The sequence below is a fragment of the Halomonas meridiana genome (assembly GCF_009846525.1).
GTDB lineage: Bacteria > Pseudomonadota > Gammaproteobacteria > Pseudomonadales > Halomonadaceae > Vreelandella.
In genome coordinates this window covers 3,187,280-3,206,094 of sequence record NZ_CP024621.1, presented here as the reverse complement: position 1 = coordinate 3,206,094, position 18,815 = coordinate 3,187,280, and the positions used below count along the sequence as shown (strand labels likewise).

The window sequence follows — 18,815 nt, the reverse complement described above, 5'->3', positions numbered from 1 at the left end:
ATGACTCCTTGTCGTCGCGGGTAGAGCAGCGCTTAGCGCTGCTGGTGATGCTGCTGGGTCAGCTCCTCTTCACGCTCTGCCTGTTTGCGTAGCTTCTTGCGCAGCGCGGCTTTTTCGAAGCGCAGCTTCTGCAGCGGGGTCTCCAGCGGCAGGGGTGGCACCCGGGCGGGTTTGCCGTCGGCGTCCACGGCCACCATGGTGAGGTAACAGCTATTGGTATGGCGAATCAGCTTCTGGCGAATATCCTCGGCCACTACCTTGATACCAATCTCCATGGAGGAGCGACCCACGTGATTCACGCTGGCGAGAAACGTCACCAGCTCGCCTACATGGATTGGCTGTTTGAACAGTACCTGATCCACCGAGAGCGTCACCACGTAGTGGCCGGAGTAGCGGCTGGCGCAGGCGTAGGCGACTTCATCGAGCTTTTTAAGAATAGCACCGCCGTGCACTTTTCCGCTGAAGTTCGCCATGTCCGGCGTCATCAAGACCGTCATGGAGAGCTCGTGCTGGCCCGGTAAGGCGCTGTGTTCAAGGCTCTGGTCTGGGGCGTTGGGTACAGCAGAGGCGTCGGACATAAAGGTCACCTTACGATTAAAAATGCCCGCCCCCAGGCGATACCAAAGGGGCGGGCGTTGACGTCGTGCTTAGCCGCTTAGAACCAGACCAAGCCCACGGAAATGATAATACCGGTAATGAACAGCTGGATCAGGCAGAAGCCCATGATGTCCTTCGCTTTCAAGCCGGCAATCGCCAGTACTGGCAGTGCCCAGAAAGGTTGCAGCAGGTTAGTCCAGGCGTCTCCCCAGGCCACCGCCATGGCCACGCGGGCAATGTCGGCCCCCAGCGCTTCTGCGGCAGGCAGCATGACCGGCGCTTGTACCGCCCACTGACCACCGCCGGAAGGCACGAACAGGTTCACGATACCGGCGCTAATGAACGACCAGAACGGCAGCGAGTTCGCGGTTGCAAACGAGACCAGCCATTCGGACATGCTCTGTGCAAGGCCCGACTGCACCATGATCGCCATAATGCCCGCATAGAAGGGGAACTGAATCACGATACCCGCGCCGCCTTTAATGGCCTCGTTCAGGCTAGTGAGCAGGTTGCGGGGCGTGCGGTGCAGCACGATCGCCAGGAACAGGAACATGAAATTCACCACGTTCAGGTTCAGGCCGCCGCCGCGCAGAATGAAGTGGTCGAGCAGGAACAGTAGGCCCGGCACGCCCACCAGCAGCGCCAGCGGCATGCTGTTTTCGAGCTTTTCGGCAGGTCGCGTGATACGGCCTATGGGCTCTGGCTCGTCGTCGAGCAGTTTGGGGTCGACGTAGACGCTGTCTTTCTCATCGGGCAGCATCATGCGGTTAACCAGCGGCACGGCGATGAATAAGCAGATGACGATGGCCAGGTTGAAGAAGGCGAAAATGGTCGAGCCTGTGCCAATCACGCCGATCTGGTCCGCAGAGAAGTGGCCTTCGGTGGCAATCGTCAGCGGCACCGAACCGGCCAAACCGCCGTGCCACACCACGAAGCCCGAGTAGGCGCTGGCCACCAGCAGGCGGTAATCAACCTTGATCACACGCGCCAGCTCTTTGGCGAACAGCGCGCCGACCACCAGGCCAAAGCCCCAGTTGATCCAGCTAGCCGCCAGTGACACCAGCGTGACGAGAATGATCGCGCCGCCGGGTGATTTCGCGGTACCGGCAATTTTTTGCAGAATGCGTTTTACCGGTGGCGAGCTTGCCAGCATAAAGCCGGTGACCAGCACGAGCAGCATCTGCATCGAGAAGGTCAGCAAGCCCCAGAAGCCGTCACCCCACATACGCAGCACGGCCAAGGGCGTTTGACGCTCTACCGCAATGGCGGCGACGGCGGCAATGAGGGTTAGCAAGAGGACGAAGATATACGGGTCTGGCAAATAACGCTCGACCAGCTTAACCGCTGGTTTTGATATGAGTTTTAGCATGGAGTGCTCACTTTATTCGTTATTAGGAAGTGCGCGGCTAATATACGGCGGTGCGGCACAATTTTCATCCCTCAACGGCCAATGCGCAGGGCGTTTAGCATTGTCGCATCACACTACGGTAGCGCAGTTAGCTAGCCCTGCCCGTTGTGGCGTTCAACGCTGCTGATCAAAGGTGAGACACGCGGGGGGGCGCATGCCAGCGGGTCAGCCGGTAGCGGCGGTAGTAACCAATGAGCACGGCCGAGCGAGTCAGGGTGAAGAGCGTAAACGCCAGCCAGAGGCCGTGATTGCCCAGTCCCTGGCAGAACCACCAAGTAGGTAGGTAAACGGCGAGGCCTGCAAAAATGCTGTTGCGCATTTCCCTCACCGCCGTAGTGCCGATAAACACGCCGTCGAATAGATAGCTCCACACGGCGATGAGCGGCATGACCACCATCCACGGTAGATAGATAGCTGCGGTGGCGCGTACATCATCAAGTCCGGTGAGCAGGGCAATGAGCTGGTTACCCCCCACTGCAAACAGCAGTGCCGCCGCAGCGGAGGTCCAGAACGAGAAGTGAGCCGTGGCGCGCACCGTAGCGGCAAACTCCCGCCAGTCGCGGCGGCCGTAAGCGCGCCCTACTAGCGATTCTGCGGCGTGGGCAAAGCCATCCAAGGCGTAGCTGGTGAGCATGATGAACTGCAGCAGCACGGCATTGGCGGCAAGCACGGTATCGCCCTGGCGGGCACCTTGCGCCGTAAAAAATGCCATGGCAAACAGCAGCCCCAGGGTACGCACGAACAGGTTGGCGTTGACGTTGAACAGTGCCGAGTACGCCTTCAGTGCCAGCAGCCGCTGGCGCTGAAAGCGGCCTTCCAAATGCCCCAGCTGGCGCAGCACCAAATAGCCGCCAAACGCCAGCGCGCTGTAGTCCGCAAACACGCTGGCCAGCGCGACGCCGTTGCTGGTCATCCCTAGACCGACGACGAACCACAGATCGAGCAGGATGTTCACGCTGTTGGTTAGCAGCAGAATCATCAGCGTGACGCGGGAGTTCTGCTGCCCTAAGAACCACCCCAGAATGGCGTAGTTGGCCAGTACGGCAGGGGCCGACCAGAGGCGAATCTCGGCATACTCGCGGGCCAGCGGCGTGGCCTCGGCGCTGCCATCCAGTAACCACAGGCCAAGAGAGATCAGCGGCGAGCCAAACACGATCAATAGGGTGCCAATGACGAGCGCCATGATGAGCGACTGGCCGAGCAGGTTGCGAACGTCGCTCGACGCCTCACGCCCAATGGCCTGGGCCACCAGCCCGGTGGTGCCCATGCGCAAAAAGCCAAAGCCCCAATAAAGGAAGCTGAATAGGGTGGCACCGAGGGTAACGCCGGCTAAATAGCGGGAATCGGGCAAGTGCCCGACCACGGCCGTGTCCACCAGCCCCAGCAGGGGCACGGTGATGTTGGAGAGTATGATGGGCCAAGCGAGGGTCCAAATACGCATTCAGAGTGACCTTCGCTTGCAGACGTTCAGGCACATCTTGAGTGGGAGAGTTAAGCGGCAGTAATGATGCGGTACTTCTCCATCAACTGCTCTTGGGTCTCGGGGCGCTCTGGGTCGAGGGGAATGCAGTCCACCGGGCACACCTGCTGGCACTGAGGTTCGTCGAAGTGGCCGACACACTCGGTGCACAAATTGGGATTGATCACGTAAATCTCCTCACCAGGAGAGATCGCGTCATTAGGGCATTCCGGTTCGCAGACGTCGCAGTTAATGCATTCGTCGGTGATCATCAGGGCCATGGGCATACCTCACGAATGGCGTATCACTCGGGCAATCAGATACCCGAGTGTTTTACTCAACAATATCGATAGCTAGGTAGTGTAGTGCTTACGCAGCGCCTCTGCGACCTGCGGATGCACCAGCGGCGAAATATCGCCGCCCAGCTTGGCGATTTCCCGCACGATGGTCGAGGAGATATAAGAGTTTTCCACCGCCGGGGTGAGAAACACGCTCTCGAGCTCCGGGTTTTGAGCACGATTCATGTTGGCCAGCTGCAGCTCGTACTCGAAATCGGAGACCGCACGCAGGCCGCGCAGAATGATGGTTGCGCCCTGCTCGTGCATCATGGTGGTGAGCAGCGTCGAGAAACCAATGACGCTGACATTGGGCAGCGATGCGCACACCGACTCCGCCAGCGCAATGCGCGTCTCTAAATCCAGGCTGGGGCGTTTGCCAGGGCTGGCCGCCACGGCAATCACCACTTTGTCGAACATGCGCGCGCCGCGCTCGATCAGGTCGTAATGACCGTTGGTGATCGGATCGAACGTCCCTGGGTAGACGGCGATATTTTCGCGGCGGGTGCTCATGTCGGCGTCTCCTCGTCTAGCGAACCAAACGGGTTGTCGGCGGCCAGTGACACCGCCTGATCGTAGCCGGGAATGTGGATGCGGTCTGCGTGTATCTCAAGCTCTGGGCCTTCCAGCACCGCTTCGCCAAACTGATAGCGAGGTGCATAGTGTCCCCGGTCGGCGTCGGCGAGATAAGCCGCGGCGTTAGCGCGGACGGCTTCGCGGCGGCCTTTCCAGGCATCGATGGCCGCACGGCCGTGGCGCTTGACCAGCAGGCGCTCGGTGACGTCGGGCGAGAGCACGACACCCGTGGCGTTATTGCCGCCAAAGCCTTTGGCGTTGATAAAGGCGGCATCGGCAGTAAACGCTTGCGGCGTCGTGAAAAAGCGTAGCCGCTCGGCATACACGTCATCGGCCACCGCATCCAACGTCGGGATGCCCGGCAGCAAGCCGTGGGCAAAGCTGCCCAGGGCGCTGGCCATCTGGTCGCCCGCCGCAGAGCCTTGCGAGTGGCCGATGAACGCTTTGATCGCCACCACCGGCCACTGCTCGATGCCGTTCGCACGGGCGATTTCATCGAACACGTGGGATTCGGTGGTGCGGTTTTTCGGCGTGCTGGTGCCGTGGGCATGAAGGAAAGTGCGCTCTTTCAGCGCGGTCTCCCCCAGCATGTCTTTGACCAGCGCGGCCGCTTTGCCCAGAGTGATGTAGTTGCCGATGCCGGGCGCAGAGATAGAGCGCTTGTAGCCGTCAGCGTTGACGAAGACCTCTGGCACCGCGCCCAGAATGTCGGCGCCTAGCGTGAGGGCGAGGCTGTCGTCCATCAGCAGCAGGAACTGGCTCGCTTCGGCCATGGTGAACCCGCAATTGCGGGCAAACGGGCGGCAGGCGCGCTGGTAATCAGCGTCGGTCAGCAGCTCCAGGGCATCCAGCGCTTTTAGGCTGGCGTCATCAGCCAGCGCGCCCATGGCACGGAAGCCTTCGATAATTTCCGGGGTAATCGGCGCATCGGCGGTGCCCACCATCACCACCCGGCGACGGCCTGCGCGGATATCCTCGATGCCCAGGCGCAGGTTGTAGAGGAAGCTGGCGCAAGCGCCTAGCGCTGCGCCGGTGCCGCCTACGCTGCCGAGTACGTAGGCATTGAGGAAGTCAGCGGGCATCTGTCCATAGCCCAGCGGCATCTGCTTGGAGGTGGCGCGCTGGCCGGTCACCAAGCTTTTCAATAAGCCGCCCCAGCCCTGGTCATCGAGCTGGCCAATCGAGTTGCCCGCGTACACAGCGATATGGTCGGGGTTGAGCTGCTGGCGCAGGGTTTCCCAAGAGAGGCCGCTGGCGCCTAAGCAGTCGCTGGCGCCAAACACCGCCATGGAGAGCCCGCGAGGGTGGTGGACGCTGCGGTACAGGCTGGCGGGGTCGAAGCCGCTGGGCAGCTGGGCCGCGGCCCGGACCTTGGGTTCCTGTGCATCAGGCAGCAGCACGTCGAAAGCACCGGCAGGAAGGGTGACTTCGACCTGCCGCGCGTCGATCTCACGCACCTGCCACCCGTCGGGTAGCTGTTCCGGCAGCTGGCGGCGGCGCAGTGTCACGCGCAGCGGCTCGGCCAGGGCCAGGTCGGCTCGTCGGTTTGCCGGCAGGCCAGGGGCGAGAAAGCGCGGGTCTTCGTTGCGGCGAATCAGCGTGTGGTTAAGCACCTGATCACGCAGCCGTTGGGCCGGGGCGTCGATGGGCTGCCCTGCGCTGTCGTGCCATCCGTTGTCGGAGTGCTCGGCAAGGCGCATGAGTGCCGCCAAGCCTTCCAGGGTTTGGCGCTGCTGGTCGGCGGGTAGAGCATCAAGCACGGTGCGGCGGAAGGCCTGATGGCCCGAGGTTCTGCCGGCGGGATTGATGCCGCCCATGCCGACAATCACCGGTAAGTGTGACAAGCCGGGTTCCTCGTGGTGCGGTGGTTTTTAATAACAGTTATTGTCGGACCAGGCCGAAAACGGTGACCGATCCGAGCTTAATAGTGAGCTGAACAAATGGCTCGGGCGTGATCATAGCACCGGGCGTACAACGGCGTCATGCCGAGCGCGCGGGTGACTGATAGAATCACGCTTTTTTTAACCCAGGGGATGGCATGCAGCACACTTCACGGCCAGTGACGTCCAATCAACCCGGTCCGCATCACGATGTGGCGCGCCGAGTCGCGCGCGCCCTCGCGCATCCGCTGCGCAAACCCATTGCCGACCACACGCGTCGTGCGTTCGAGCAGGCCGATGCGTGGCGGCAACAGCATACGGCACCCTTGATTCTCGACGCTGGCTGCGGGGTCGGGTTATCGACCCGGCGACTCGCCATACAGTTCCCAGAACATCGTGTGATCGGCGTTGATCGCAGCGAAGATCGGCTGGGACGCGAGCACGGCGAGCTGCCGGACAATGCGCTGCTGGTGCGCGCCGATTTGGTCGATTTTTGGCGTCTGGCCCTGGAAGCCGGCTGGGCGCCCGAGCGTCACTATTTGCTGTACCCCAACCCGTATCCCAAGTCGGCCCACTTGAAAATGCGCTGGCATGGCCATCCGGTTTTCCCCACACTGTTAGCTTTGGGCGGGCGGCTGGAGCTGCGCTCGAACTGGCAGCTCTATGTGGAAGAGTTTGCCCAGGCCGTCGAAGTCGTCACCGGTCAGACGGCCAGCGTCACCTCCCTGCAACCTAACGGTGATTATCTCACCCCGTTTGAAGCCAAATATGACCAAAGTGGCCAAACGCTCTGGCGTTTGTGCATCGACTTGGAGCGCCCATGACGTTTGTGTATCTGATTCTAGCGATTGTGGCAGAAGTGATCGCCACCAGTGCGCTAAAAGCCTCGGCGGGGTTTACCCGGCCGCTGCCAAGTCTCTTGGTGGTGGGGGGCTATGCCGTTGCGTTCTATTTATTGAGCCTGGTGCTGCGCACCCTGCCGGTAGGGGTGACCTACGCCATTTGGGCAGGGTTGGGTATCGTGCTGGTCACGCTGGTAGGCATCGTGGTGTTTGGCGAAAAGCCCGACCTGCCCGCCGTGCTGGGCATTACCCTGATCGTGGCGGGCGTGGTGACGCTACAGGTCTTTTCCAAAATGAATGTGCATTGAGGTAGCTCAACGTGACGTGTTTACTCCATTTTTCCGCACGCTGGCTGCGTAACGGTGTCGTCGCAGGGCTCACGACCGCGGCACTCTGCGCCAGTTCTGCGCTTTGGGCCGACTTCACCCGATTGAGCCAGCTCGAGGCAAAAGGGTTTTCGATCAGTGCCGAAGCGCGCCTTCTGGATGCCGATAGCGGCAGCAACCCGTTGCTGGGCAGCCTGAACCCTGAGCGTCAGCTCTCGCCCGCCTCGGTCACCAAAGCGTACATGTCGGCGGCCTTGCTGAATCGCTTTGGCCCCCAGCACCGCTTCACTAGCCAACTCGTCAGTACCGGCGTGGTGCAGGATGGCGTGCTGAGGGGCGATCTCGTGTTCGAAGGTGGCGGTGACCCAGGTCTGACCACCGAAGATCTATGGCGGCTCGTTCAACGCTTGCGGCTGGCGGGCGTTGACCGCGTTGACGGCGCGCTGGTGGTTAGCCAGTGGCGCTTCGGGCCGGTGGAGTGCATCACCACGGACCGCTGCAATGCCCGCACCCGGGTGACCAATGCCTACAGCGCGCCGCTCACCTCGGCAGGCGTCAACTTTGGCACTTGGTGTGTCAATGTCGCGCCGGCCGCCCAGCCGGGGGCACCTGCCCGGGTAGGCCTATGCGACAGCCAAGACCCGCTGATCGTGATCGATAATCAGGTCGTCACGCGTCCGGCCAATAGCGGTACCGAGATCAGCGCAGAGCGGCTAACCGACGAGCGCGGTGATGTCATGCGATTGACGGGGCAGATTTCTACCAACGCGGTGGCGCGGGATGTCTACCGTGGTGCGGGGGATGCCGCAGAGAAGACGGCTCAGGTACTGCTCAGTATGCTCAACCAGTCGGGCGTCAGCGTTCGTGATCCGTGGCGCGTCAGCGCCAGCCAGCCGCCGAGCAGCGCCCAGCGCCTGGCCGCCGTGGATAGCCAGCCGCTACAAGAGCTGCTGTTGCGCACCATGAACTACTCCAACAACTACATGGCCGACGTGCTGGCGCTGAACTTGGTGGAAACGCCCCAGGCGCAGCTGCGTCAGGCAGGACAGGCCATCGAAACCTATGTCCAGCGCCTGTCGGGGCATGGCCCGATCACGCTACACAGCGGCAGCGGGCTCACCACCGATAACCGTACCTCGGCCCACGGTGTCAACGTCATGCTGGAGGACATGTTCCGTCAAAGCGCGCTGTTCCCCAGTTTCGTAGCCTCTTTTCAATCGCCCGCCAATGGGGTGATGCGCTTTATTCGTCGCGGTTCATCCACGTTCCAACATAACGTCATGCTGAAAACCGGCACGCTCAACCAGCCGTTTGCCGTGCGCGCTGCGGCAGGCTATTTCCGTACGGCCCAAGGGCGCTGGGGCGTGTTCAGCGTGCTGGTGAACGGGAGCGGCAGCACACCTTATCTCAGCTGGCCCGAGGTGCTCGACCCGCTGTCGTTAGATCTAGATGCAATGATATTGGCCAATTAATGAAACGCTTAGCTGAGGCACAACGGGCATGAAGCCAAGTCACACGGGGTTAACCCATTTACTGCACTCCACACGCTACTCCTGGAAGGGGCTAAAAGCGGCGTTTCGCAACGAATCTGCCTTTCGCCAGGAGCTGGCGATTACCGCCGTGCTGCTGCCGTTCGCCTGGTGGATCGGCGAAGGCCCAGTAAGCTGGCTGCTGCTGGTTGGCAGCCTGTTTTTAGTGCTGATCGTCGAACTACTAAACAGTGCGATTGAAAACGTGGTCGACCGTATTGGCACCGAACACCACGAGCTATCTGGGCGTGCTAAGGACATTGGCTCGGCGGCGGTGATGCTGTCGCTGATGATGGCGGGCCTGACCTGGGGGCTGTTAGGCTGGGAAAAATGGATGGGCTAATCGGCCCAGAATGTCGTTAATAATCATAACAACCGCTTGGCAAAGAGGTGCTCATGCATACCCACGATGCGTTATTTCCCACGGCCACGCTTCCTAAAGCACTCGCACCTGCCGCCGCTGGGGCACACCAACGCCTGAGCGAGGCGTTGAGCCAAGCGGACAACATCGCCTCGATGACCAAGCAGCCGCTACCCTCCAGCAGTTGGGAGTCGCTCTCTCCTGCCCGCCGGGAAGCGCTCGCCCGAGTGGTGACGATTTCCACCTTTGCTCTCGATACGCTGGCGCGCTTTCCCCTCTGGCTGGCCGAGCTGGACGCTGCCGGAGAGTTGGATAGCGCCCCCAGCAAGGAAGCGCTGACTCAGTGGTTGGATGATGCCCTGGAGAGCGCCGAGGACGAAGAGGCGTTGCACCGTATCCTGCGCCGTTTTCGCCGCGCGCGTATGCTGGGCATTATTTGGCGCGATCTTAATCGCCCCGACGGTGCCACCATGTGGGACACCGCTCGGTCGGTCTCTTGGCTGGCGGAAGTGTGCACCGACGCGGCGCTGGGTTGGCTGGAGCGTTTTTATGCCCCCCGCTGGGGCACGCCTGCGGCCCGACGACAGGGTGAGTCTCAACGGCTGGTGGTGCTGGGAATGGGTAAGTTGGGCGCCGGGGAGCTCAACCTCTCCTCGGACATCGATCTGATTTTTGCCTTCCCTGAAAAGGGCGAGACCGAAGGTGGCCGTAAGCCACTCGAGCATCAAGAGTACTTCACCAAGCTTGGTCAGCGTTTGATCGCTGCCCTGGATGCCATGACGGCGGATGGCTTCGTGTTCCGCGTGGATATGCGCCTGCGCCCGCTGGGCGACGGTGGCCCACTGGTGGGCAGCTTCTCGATGCTCTCCAGCTACTATCAAGACCAAGGCCGAGAGTGGGAGCGCTACGCAATGCTCAAAGCGCGGCCCATTGCTGGGGACCTCGACGCCGGGCATGAGTTGCTGGCGAGCCTGCGGCCGTTCGTGTATCGCCGCTACCTGGATTTCGGGGCCATCGAATCGCTGCGCGAGCTGAAGGCAATGATCAACCGGGAAGTGAAGCGCAAAGGCATGCAGAGCAATATCAAGCTGGGGCCGGGAGGCATTCGCGAGGTGGAGTTCGTGGTGCAGGCGTTTCAGCTGATTCGCGGCGGCCGTGATACCGAGCTGCAGGTCACCTCGCTGCAAACAGCGCTCAAGCGCTTGCCCGAGCTTGGGCTGCTGCCCCAAGCCGTGGTAGACGAGCTGCTGCCGGATTACTCCTTCCTGCGCGATCTGGAGCACGCCCTTCAGGCGCTGGAAGATCGCCAAACGCAGATGCTGCCCAACGACTATGAGGACCGCGAGCGCGTCGCTTTCGCCATGGGGCACGAGGATTGGCCCGGACTTATCGCCCAGCTCGATGAGGTCCGCGAGCGGGTGCGCCAGCACTTCGACGCGGTGATCGCGGACCCTGAAGAAGAGGCCGATGAAGAGCAAAGCGACGCCAGCCTCCACCAGTGGCGGCTTTTGTGGCGCGGTGAGCTTGAAGAGGATGAGGCTCAGGCCCTTCTCAGCGAAGCGGGCTTTAACGAATCGGAAAAAGCGCTCAAGCGCGTGCAGAGCCTCTCCAGCTCCCGGGCAGTGCAAAGCATGCAGCGCATTGGCTTTGAGCGTTTGGATGCGCTCATGCCACTCCTGCTGAGTGCCGTTGCCGAGAGCGAGACCCCGGACACCGCGCTGACGCGGGTGCAGCCGCTGATCGAGGCCGTGTTGCGCCGTACCGCTTACCTGGCGCTGCTACGGGAAAACCCTCAGGCGCTGGAGCATCTCATGCGACTCTGCTCGGCGAGCCCTTGGATTGCCGAGCAGCTAGCACGCTACCCGATCCTGCTGGACGAGCTATTGACCCCCGATACGCTCTACACGCCCGCAGACAAGGCGCGTTTGGCCGATGAGCTGCGCCAAACGCTCAACCGCATACCCGAAGAGGACGAGGAAGCACAGCTAGAGGCGCTGCGGGTTTTCAAGCACGCCCAGATGCTCCACGTGGCGGCCTCCGATATTGCCGGTACGCGCCACCTGATGAAAGTAAGCGATTACTTAACCTACATCGCCGAAGTGATCTTGGATGCGGTGCTGGCCATGGCGTGGAAACACGTGACGCGCAAGCACGGCGCTCCCGCCGGGTGTCATCACCAAGAGCCGGCGTTCTTGGTGATTGGTTACGGCAAGCTGGGCGGCATCGAGTTGGGCTATGGCTCCGATCTGGATCTGGTGTTCCTGCACGATAACGACGGCAAAGGCAGTACCGACGGTCCGCGTCCTCTGGATACTCCGGTGTTTTTCACCCGCCTAGGCCAGCGCATCATCCACCTGCTCACCGCCGTAACCCCCGCAGGCAGCCTGTACGAAGTGGACATGCGCCTGCGACCCTCAGGAAATGCGGGGCTGCTGGTTACTTCCCTCGATGCCTTCGCCGACTACCAGCACCAAAACGCCTGGACCTGGGAGCATCAGGCGCTGGTGCGCGCGCGCGTGGTGGCAGGCAACGAGGCGTTGGCCAAAAAGTTCGATGCCCTGCGTGGCGAGATTTTACGTCGTCAGCGTGACCCAGCATCGCTGCGTGACGACGTGGTCAGCATGCGCCACAAAATGCGTGACCACCTGGGTACCAAAGGACAGGTGGAGAGTGGCCCCGACGCGACCTTTAACTTGAAACACGACGCCGGTGGCATGGTGGATATCGAGTTTCTGTGTCAGTACGCCGTGCTGGCGCTTTCCCACCAAACGCCAGCGCTGATCACCTATAGCGACAATATTCGCATTCTGGAGACCCTGGCGGAGAGTGGGCACATCACCCAGGAGGAGGCCGAGCAACTTCGCGACGCGTATTTGGCCTACCGTAGCCGAACGCATCGCGCGGCGTTGACGGGAGACAAGGCGTTGGGGCAAGTCAGCGAGTTTGCAGAACATCGTCAGGTGGTTACCAGGTTGTGGCAGCGTTTTCTGGAGCCCTGATTGGCGCGCCAGGCATTTTTCAGTAGCATCGGTAAAAAGCTAGCCTGATAACGACCTCCCCAGGGCGGCGACTCCAATAAGAACAAGGACGAACCTATGTGCACTCACCCGTCTGCACGGCCTCAGAATGAGGCGTCTTACTAATGATCGGTCACATTCTAGCCACGCTGCTGCCGGTATTTTTGATTGCCGGCAGCGGTGCCGCCTATGGACGTTTCCGCACGCCCGATATACGCAGTCTGAACACCCTCAATATGGAGCTGTTCGTTCCTCTGCTGGTATTTGCGGTACTGGCCGACCGCCAAGCGCCGCTGGCGGAGTACGCGTGGCTCGCCAGCGCGGCCGCGCTGGTGGTGCTGGGGTCAGGGGTCGTGCTATGGCCCGTGGTGAAGTGGCTGGGGTTGGACAAAAAGGTCTTCTTGCCACCGATGATGTTCAATAACTCCGGCAACATGGGGGTGCCGCTGCTGGTGCTGGCCTTTGGGCCGGAAGCGCTGCCAGCGGCGGTGGTGGTCTTCATCGTGGAGATGCTGCTGCACTTTTCGGTGGGGCTTTACATGCTCGACCCGCGCACGTCGCTGTGGAGAATGTTGAAGATGCCTATCGTCGCGGCCAGTGTGGCGGGGCTTTTGGTCAATGTTGGGGGCGTGCCGCTGCCGGGCTGGCTGCTGGAAGCCATGCATATGCTGGGGGGCGTGTGTATTCCGCTCATGCTGTTTGCCCTGGGCGTGCGCCTGCTAGAGATCGACTTTAGTGATTGGCGGACGGGCTTGTTGGGAGCCGTGCTTTGCCCACTCTCCGGGCTCATCGTGGCGCTCCCGCTCATGTGGCTGATACCGCTGACGCCGCTGCAGACGGCCACGCTGCTCGTGTTTGCCGCACTGCCGCCAGCCGTATTGAATTACTTGGTGGCGGAGCAGTACCAGCTGGCACCGCACAAGGTGGCGTCGCTGGTGTTGATTGGCAACTTAGGGAGCCTGATCGTCATGCCGCTTACGTTGGCCGCGGCATTTGCCTGGATCCAGCCGCCCCCGTAGCGGCAGCTGGCGGTGTTGGGGGCCTAACGACACACTAGTGGCGAGATGAGCGGCGAGGCTCCTCTTTAACTTCGTAGCTCCCTTCGAGCGCATCCTGCTGCCCGGTGGGCCGTTCACTTGCATAGCCGCCGCCAATGTCTTGCGCCTGATCGGCGCGCATCTGCTCCATGCGTTTTTTCATCTTGTGGCGAACAAACGGCATCATCGCCCAGCCAACGAGTAGGAAAAATAGGCCAAGTACGACGCCAACGATCATCAGCGCGCCAAACGCAAGCCACGTCAGCAGCAGTTTGAGACTGCCCATGAAACCGTTGGGTTGTGTCTGAGCAGCGCGGGCGCGCCACTGGTGGGCAGCCTGCCAAGCGGCATTACGTTGTTCGCGATTCATCTGTGGCATGAAAGCCTCCATCGTTCGTTTGCTTCCTTTGGAACCTCGCACCACGAGCAAGTTCACTGTTTCTTCGGTCTTCTATACAAAGGGCCGTCATAAGAATCAATTAGGGTTGACTAATTTGCTGACTTAATGACTTAACATGCGATCGTTAGCATTGAATGTTAAGGTTTAAACGAGTGCACTAACATTATGCGTCATGTTGTTATGAGCTAATGTTTTATGAGCTGCTATCGATGAGCGTTAATAAGCGATGACTTTTATGAACGTATGTTGTTCATTAACCAGGGTGGTGCTATGACAAACCATGGAGGTAAGTCGGTGTTTATCGCATCGGCTGTGATTATTTTCGGTTTAGTGGTGGTGGGGGCCTCTTTTCCAGAAGCGTTTGGTAACGCAGCGGAGTCGGCGCTGACATCCATCACCGAACTGTTTGGCTGGTTTTATCTTTTTTCAGTGTTTGGCTTTGTCGTTTTTCTGATTGGCCTGGCACTGAGTAAATACGGCAAAGTGCGCCTGGGCCCACAGGACAGTACGCCGAGCTACGGGTTCTTCTCCTGGATCAGCATGCTGCTGGCGGCAGGTTTTGGGGTAGGCTTGGTGTTTTACGGCATGGCGGAACCCATGACGCACTACCTCAATCCGCCTTACGGAGATGTGCCCGGCGAGAGCGAAGCGGCTGCTCGCTACGCCATCCAGTACAGCTACTTCAACTGGGGGATTCACCAGTGGGCAGCGTTCTCTGTCGTCGGGCTGATCATTGCGTACTTTCAATTCCGTAAAGGGCAGGCGGGGCTGGTGTCGTCAGTGTTGTCGTCGGTCACGGCCAAGCATCCTCGTATTCGCCCTTATGCGTCTTGGTTGGATGTCTTTGCCGTGGTGGCCACCGTCATGGGAGTGGCGACGTCGCTGGGGCTTGGCGTCTTACAAATGAACGGCGGTCTCAACGCGGTCTTTGGCCTGCCGGAGAACGGGTTTTGGCAATTCGTCATTCTCTTCGTGATGTTTTGTGCGTACATGGCGTCGACCTGGTCAGGACTCGATAAAGGCATTAAACGGCTCTCCAACCTGAACATGGCGCTGTGTATTGGCCTGATGCTTTACGTGCTGTTCACTGGCCCGACCATTGCCATTCTTGAGACCATCACGCTCGGGATCGGTGACTATCTTCAGAACTTCATTGGCATGAGCCTGCGAATTTCGCCCTACAGCGACAATCAGTGGGCCAGTAGCTGGACCATCTTCTATTGGGCATGGGTCATTGCTTGGTCGCCTTTCGTTGGCACCTTCGTTGCGCGGGTTTCCCGTGGCCGTACCATCAAAGAGTACGTCTTCGGGGTGCTGTTCGTGCCGCCGCTCTTGGCGTGCCTGTGGATCGGCGTATTTGGCGGTGCCGCACTCAACCTGGAGATGAGCGGTGCCGATGTTGGCTTGGCGGCCGCGACCGAGGCCAACATCACCGTTGCCCTGTTCGAGATGTTCGATCTCATGCCGTTCTCCGGGGTGCTGTCCGTCGTGGCCATGCTGCTGATTTTCATCTTCTTGGTGACGTCAGCCGACTCCGCTTCGTATATTGTGGCGCAGATGACCGACAACGGCTCCATCAATCCGCCGCTCTATAAGCGGGTAGTGTGGGGGGTACTTATTGCGGCGATCTGTCTGACGCTCATCGTGGCTGGGGGGCTGTCTGGATTGCAGTCGGCCGCCGTGCTCTCAGCGCTACCGTTTACCTTCATTCTGTATATGATGGTCATCGTGCTGGTGCGCGAACTGCGCGCAGACCGCAAAGCCATGCTGACCCAGCTCTACCGTCGCCACGGTGAAACCCCGGTAGGGGCCGATGCGTTCGAAGCCGAGCAGCTTGGTGAAGAGGAGCGGCTGCGCCGTGCGCCCAGCGTGGTCAACCGGCGCATCAATAGTTAAACAACGGCTTCAATAGAGGAAGCACCCATGGAAACAGCGTGCTAATGGCTCGACAGGGACGTCACGGGGCAACGCGAAGGCAGCCCAAAGGGGTTGCCTTCGACCGCTGGCTAGATCGCATCGTCACCATCGCGGTGGTCACTGCCATGGTAGTAGGGATCTCAGCGGTGATTGCCCACTGGCTGTTGTGACGACGTGCCCATGGAGAGCAAAAAAACGCCCGGCTACGCCGGGCGTTCGTGTATCTCGACACGGTTACGCCCGCGCCGTTTGGCCAGATAGAGCTGCTGGTCGGCAAGACCGAGCAGGTCGTCGGTGCTGAGCGGCTGCTCGGACGTCATGGTGGCCACGCCCATGCTGGCCGTCAGGTGGGAGTGGGTGCTGGAGTAGGCGTGAGGAATGGCAAGAGAGAGAACCGCCTGGCGCAGACAGTTGGCGACGCACTTTGCCTCGCCGCTGGCTTTGCCAGGCAGCACACAAATGAACTCTTCGCCGCCGTAGCGTGCCAGCAGGTCGCGGCTGGGGTCGATGCATTGGTTCAGCGCCGTTGCCACCGCCCGCAACGTATCGTCGCCCATGGCGTGGCCGTAGTGGTCGTTAAACTCTTTGAAATTGTCGATATCGATGAAGATCACCGAGAGCGGCCGTTTGGCGCGATGCGCCCACTGCCACTGCTGAGCAATGAACATATCGAAGTGGCGACGGTTGGCCACCCCCGTCAATCCGTCGTACTGGGAGAGCTGGTGAAGATGGTCGCGCTGCTCCAGCCCTGACTGAAAGGCATTGAGTAGGTGGTCCAAGCTCTCGACCAAATGGCCCAACTCGTCGTCGTGGTGGCCTTTCAGCGTGGGTTTGGGCCACTGGCCTGGGCGCGCTGGGTCGGTTTGGGTGATGGCGGCATGTACCTTCAACAGCGGGCGCGTGATGAAGATATGAAATAGCGCAATGACCAAGCTGCTCAGTAAAAAGGCTTCCAGCACGCTCCTACCGACGACGGTGTAGCCCCGCGCTAAAAATTCCTGGGTGAGGTAGGTGGCATCCAGGGTCAACGAGATATGGCCGACCGTCGCTTCGGGCATGTCGCTGCCCATGTAGTAGCGCAGCGGCATCTCATGGTCGACGATATCGCCAAACAGCCGCTGGCCGAGCCAGCTGGTGGTCGTGGGTTGAGAGGGGTAGAACTCCGCCAGCGCCCGGCCAAAATCGTCGCGAATCGCCACTTGAGCGATGTCGCTATTGCTGAACAAGCCAAAGGCGATTTGATGCGCTAAATCGGGATTGAGCTGAAAGGCTGCCTCGGCCGCCGCGCCGTTGACGATGGCCAGTTGTTGCAGGGTGCGCTTTTGCACGTCTTCGCGCATGCTGCTGGCGTGCCCAAGCAGCTCGATGCTTCCAGATACCAAACTGATCATTATAGCGATCATCAGCGTCAGCAGTGCCTGCTTGAGCGTCAAGCGACCGCTGGCGAGAGAGGGCTTGGCGACACTCAAGGCAGAGGCTCCATACGGGGGGTGGGGGGTGTGTCTAAGTGGCGCTGCAGTTGCTCGATCACGCTGCGCTCGACGCTAGGGTGGCAGGCGAGGTAGAGCGGCGCGTAATAGAAGGTGAACAAGTGTTCGATGGCGATGTTTGCTTCTTCCGCCAGCTGTTCAGCGGTGGCCCGTCCGGTGACGATGACATCCACGAGCCCGGCGCCCAGCCGAGCCATGTTCTCCCGTTCGGTGGGCGCGCGCAGCACGTCGACCCCTTGGCTGGCGACGTAATCACCAACGGCATCTTCGCGAAAGCTGCCGACGCGCCACTCGTGTAAGTGGGTAAGCGCGGCTAGGTCCAGTTGACGCTCCACCAAGCCGAAAGCCGACCACTCGTTGATCACCAGCGGCCCTACCCAATGAAATAGCGGTTCCCGGGCGGGAGTGCGGGTGGTGGAGTAGACGCAGTGATACTCCCTCAACCTTGCTTCGGTGTAGGCGCGTGCCCAGGGTAGCAGGCGAAAGCGAGCCTCGATCCCGGCGCTCTCCAACGCATGGCGTAGCTGCCGGGTGGCGGTGCCATCGACCTCGCCTTGGGCATTTTGAAAATTAAACGGCGGGTACTCTTCGGTATTGATCGTGAGAAACGGGAGTTGCGCGCGGCTGGCGTGGCTCATGCCCATCAGCAGCGCGCCAAACGCAATGACCAGCCAGTAGGGCTTGGCGGGAAAGATCGATCGATTAACCATCGCTACCTGCCTGTGTGGCCAGCGAGAGCGACGTGACGCGCTCGAAGGCCTGCTGCAACTGAGCAACGAGACGCGGGTCCGTCTCAGGGTTCAGCGCAAAGTATAGGTAAGATTCGCTCAGCGTGTAGAGCGGCACCACGATCTCTGCAGGGTAGCCGGCTTGTTCGGCAATCCACTGGGCGACATCGGTACTGTACGCCCACAAATCGACGCGCTCATGAAGCAACATATGCAGCGCGCTGCGATTATCCATGGCCGGTCGCACCAGCGCGTCTGGGTAGCCCGCTTCGATCAGTGCCTGGGCACCAATGTCTTCGCGAATGACCGCCACGCTCAGCCCCTGTTCAACGGCATCGTCCACCGAGGTCACGCGAATGTTCGCTCCCTGGCGTGCAAGCAGTACCACATGGTCCTGGGCAATGGGGCCTACCCAGTGAAAGCGCGACTCTCGGCTCGGCGTACGAGTGGTGGAAAACAGCACCGTATTTGGCCGCTGCAAGGCGAGTTCGTAGCCGCGTACCCAGGGATAATAGCGTATCTCCCTCTTATCCAGGGAGGTGCCCATTTGGGCCAGCATGGCCTGAAGTAGCTCGACGGAGGTGCCCGCGATGCGGTCACCGTCTAAATAGTTGTAAGGCGGGTACTCTTCGGTGATAAACGTCAGAGATGACAGCGATGCCGTTGAGTCGTCAGCCAAAACACGGTCGGCAAACAGAGTGGCGGTGCCCCCAGCACACCCTAACAGCAGCGAAAGGGTGGCGAGTAAACGCTTTTTTATAACGTTGCCATGCGCCATCTAACTGCGTCCCTGTTATTAAATGAATCTAGCAAAGTTAGAGTAACTTTGTGTGTCTGTCACCTCTAATCTGTTAACGACCTTGATAGCGGTGCGATACTGCTAACTGATACTCTTATGACTCTTTTTAAGAGA

The 18,815-nt window shown here is 60.4% G+C and carries 18 protein-coding genes; 8 read left to right on the top strand and 10 right to left on the bottom strand.

What is annotated here, in order from left to right:
• Nucleotides 1-32 precede the first annotated feature (32 nt).
• From CTT34_RS15255 to CTT34_RS15230, 6 genes are all read right to left on the bottom strand, one after another.
• Nucleotides 33-578, bottom strand: a complete 546-nt coding sequence (locus CTT34_RS15255) for an acyl-CoA thioesterase (RefSeq protein WP_159343188.1) — start codon at nt 576-578, stop codon at nt 33-35.
• A gap of 77 nt (nt 579-655) precedes the next feature.
• Nucleotides 656-1,966, bottom strand: coding sequence for a short-chain fatty acid transporter (locus CTT34_RS15250; RefSeq protein ID WP_159343187.1), 1,311 nt, complete (start codon nt 1,964-1,966; stop codon nt 656-658).
• A 166-nt stretch (nt 1,967-2,132) separates the two neighbouring features.
• Complete coding sequence (locus tag CTT34_RS15245) at nt 2,133-3,446, bottom strand: MATE family efflux transporter (protein WP_159343186.1); 1,314 nt, start codon at nt 3,444-3,446, stop codon at nt 2,133-2,135.
• A 50-nt stretch (nt 3,447-3,496) separates the two neighbouring features.
• The gene (locus CTT34_RS15240) at nt 3,497-3,745 is read right to left on the bottom strand and encodes a YfhL family 4Fe-4S dicluster ferredoxin (RefSeq protein WP_039182874.1); all 249 of its coding nucleotides are present in this window, start codon (nt 3,743-3,745) and stop codon (nt 3,497-3,499) included.
• A gap of 72 nt (nt 3,746-3,817) precedes the next feature.
• On the bottom strand, nt 3,818-4,312 hold the full coding sequence (gene coaD / locus CTT34_RS15235; protein WP_159343185.1) for a pantetheine-phosphate adenylyltransferase: 495 nt from the start codon (nt 4,310-4,312) through the stop codon (nt 3,818-3,820).
• Nucleotides 4,309-6,192, bottom strand: a complete 1,884-nt coding sequence (locus CTT34_RS15230; RefSeq protein WP_159343822.1) for a beta-ketoacyl synthase — start codon at nt 6,190-6,192, stop codon at nt 4,309-4,311. The genes coaD and CTT34_RS15230 overlap by 4 nt, the downstream gene beginning before the upstream one ends.
• 221 nt (nt 6,193-6,413) lie before the next feature.
• Here CTT34_RS15230 and trmB point away from each other — a divergent pair, with 221 nt between their 5' ends.
• The 6 genes from trmB to CTT34_RS15200 all read left to right on the top strand — a co-directional run bounded on the left by trmB (nt 6,414) and on the right by CTT34_RS15200 (nt 13,349).
• Nucleotides 6,414-7,079, top strand: a complete 666-nt coding sequence (gene trmB, locus CTT34_RS15225) for a tRNA (guanine(46)-N(7))-methyltransferase TrmB (RefSeq protein ID WP_159343184.1) — start codon at nt 6,414-6,416, stop codon at nt 7,077-7,079.
• Nucleotides 7,076-7,405, top strand: a complete 330-nt coding sequence (locus CTT34_RS15220; protein WP_159343183.1) for a DMT family transporter — start codon at nt 7,076-7,078, stop codon at nt 7,403-7,405. The genes trmB and CTT34_RS15220 overlap by 4 nt, the downstream gene beginning before the upstream one ends.
• Before the next feature lie 44 nt (nt 7,406-7,449).
• Complete coding sequence (dacB, locus tag CTT34_RS15215; RefSeq protein WP_390620284.1) at nt 7,450-8,895, top strand: D-alanyl-D-alanine carboxypeptidase/D-alanyl-D-alanine endopeptidase; 1,446 nt, start codon at nt 7,450-7,452, stop codon at nt 8,893-8,895.
• A 28-nt stretch (nt 8,896-8,923) separates the two neighbouring features.
• Nucleotides 8,924-9,295, top strand: coding sequence for a diacylglycerol kinase (locus CTT34_RS15210; protein ID WP_159343181.1), 372 nt, complete (start codon nt 8,924-8,926; stop codon nt 9,293-9,295).
• A 53-nt stretch (nt 9,296-9,348) separates the two neighbouring features.
• The gene (gene glnE, locus CTT34_RS15205) at nt 9,349-12,312 is read left to right on the top strand and encodes a bifunctional [glutamate--ammonia ligase]-adenylyl-L-tyrosine phosphorylase/[glutamate--ammonia-ligase] adenylyltransferase (protein WP_159343180.1); all 2,964 of its coding nucleotides are present in this window, start codon (nt 9,349-9,351) and stop codon (nt 12,310-12,312) included.
• 143 nt (nt 12,313-12,455) lie between these two features.
• Complete coding sequence (locus CTT34_RS15200) at nt 12,456-13,349, top strand: AEC family transporter (RefSeq protein WP_159343179.1); 894 nt, start codon at nt 12,456-12,458, stop codon at nt 13,347-13,349.
• A 34-nt stretch (nt 13,350-13,383) separates the two neighbouring features.
• Here CTT34_RS15200 and CTT34_RS15195 read toward each other — a convergent pair whose 3' ends face one another.
• A complete protein-coding gene (locus CTT34_RS15195) occupies nt 13,384-13,746 on the bottom strand; it encodes a hypothetical protein (RefSeq protein ID WP_159343178.1) in 363 nt (120 codons plus the stop codon).
• A gap of 291 nt (nt 13,747-14,037) precedes the next feature.
• On the opposite strand from CTT34_RS15195, the gene CTT34_RS15190 reads away from it, so the two are divergent.
• Together CTT34_RS15190 and CTT34_RS18280 are read left to right on the top strand one after the other, a co-directional pair.
• The gene (locus tag CTT34_RS15190; protein ID WP_159343177.1) at nt 14,038-15,663 is read left to right on the top strand and encodes a BCCT family transporter; all 1,626 of its coding nucleotides are present in this window, start codon (nt 14,038-14,040) and stop codon (nt 15,661-15,663) included.
• Nucleotides 15,664-15,707: 44 nt separating this feature from the next.
• Nucleotides 15,708-15,854, top strand: a complete 147-nt coding sequence (locus tag CTT34_RS18280) for a hypothetical protein (RefSeq protein WP_167520885.1) — start codon at nt 15,708-15,710, stop codon at nt 15,852-15,854.
• Nucleotides 15,855-15,887: 33 nt separating this feature from the next.
• On the opposite strand, the gene CTT34_RS15185 is transcribed toward CTT34_RS18280, so the two are convergent.
• Genes CTT34_RS15185 through CTT34_RS15175 form a run of 3 tightly spaced genes read right to left on the bottom strand, consistent with a single transcriptional unit; the run spans nt 15,888 to nt 18,680 of the window.
• Complete coding sequence (locus CTT34_RS15185; RefSeq protein WP_254436401.1) at nt 15,888-17,153, bottom strand: GGDEF domain-containing protein; 1,266 nt, start codon at nt 17,151-17,153, stop codon at nt 15,888-15,890.
• Nucleotides 17,150-17,884, bottom strand: coding sequence for a substrate-binding periplasmic protein (locus tag CTT34_RS15180; protein ID WP_159343176.1), 735 nt, complete (start codon nt 17,882-17,884; stop codon nt 17,150-17,152). The genes CTT34_RS15185 and CTT34_RS15180 overlap by 4 nt, the downstream gene beginning before the upstream one ends.
• On the bottom strand, nt 17,877-18,680 hold the full coding sequence (locus CTT34_RS15175) for a substrate-binding periplasmic protein (RefSeq protein WP_159343175.1): 804 nt from the start codon (nt 18,678-18,680) through the stop codon (nt 17,877-17,879). Before CTT34_RS15175 ends, CTT34_RS15180 begins: the two co-directional genes overlap by 8 nt.
• Between the last annotated feature and the right edge of the window lie 135 nt (nt 18,681-18,815).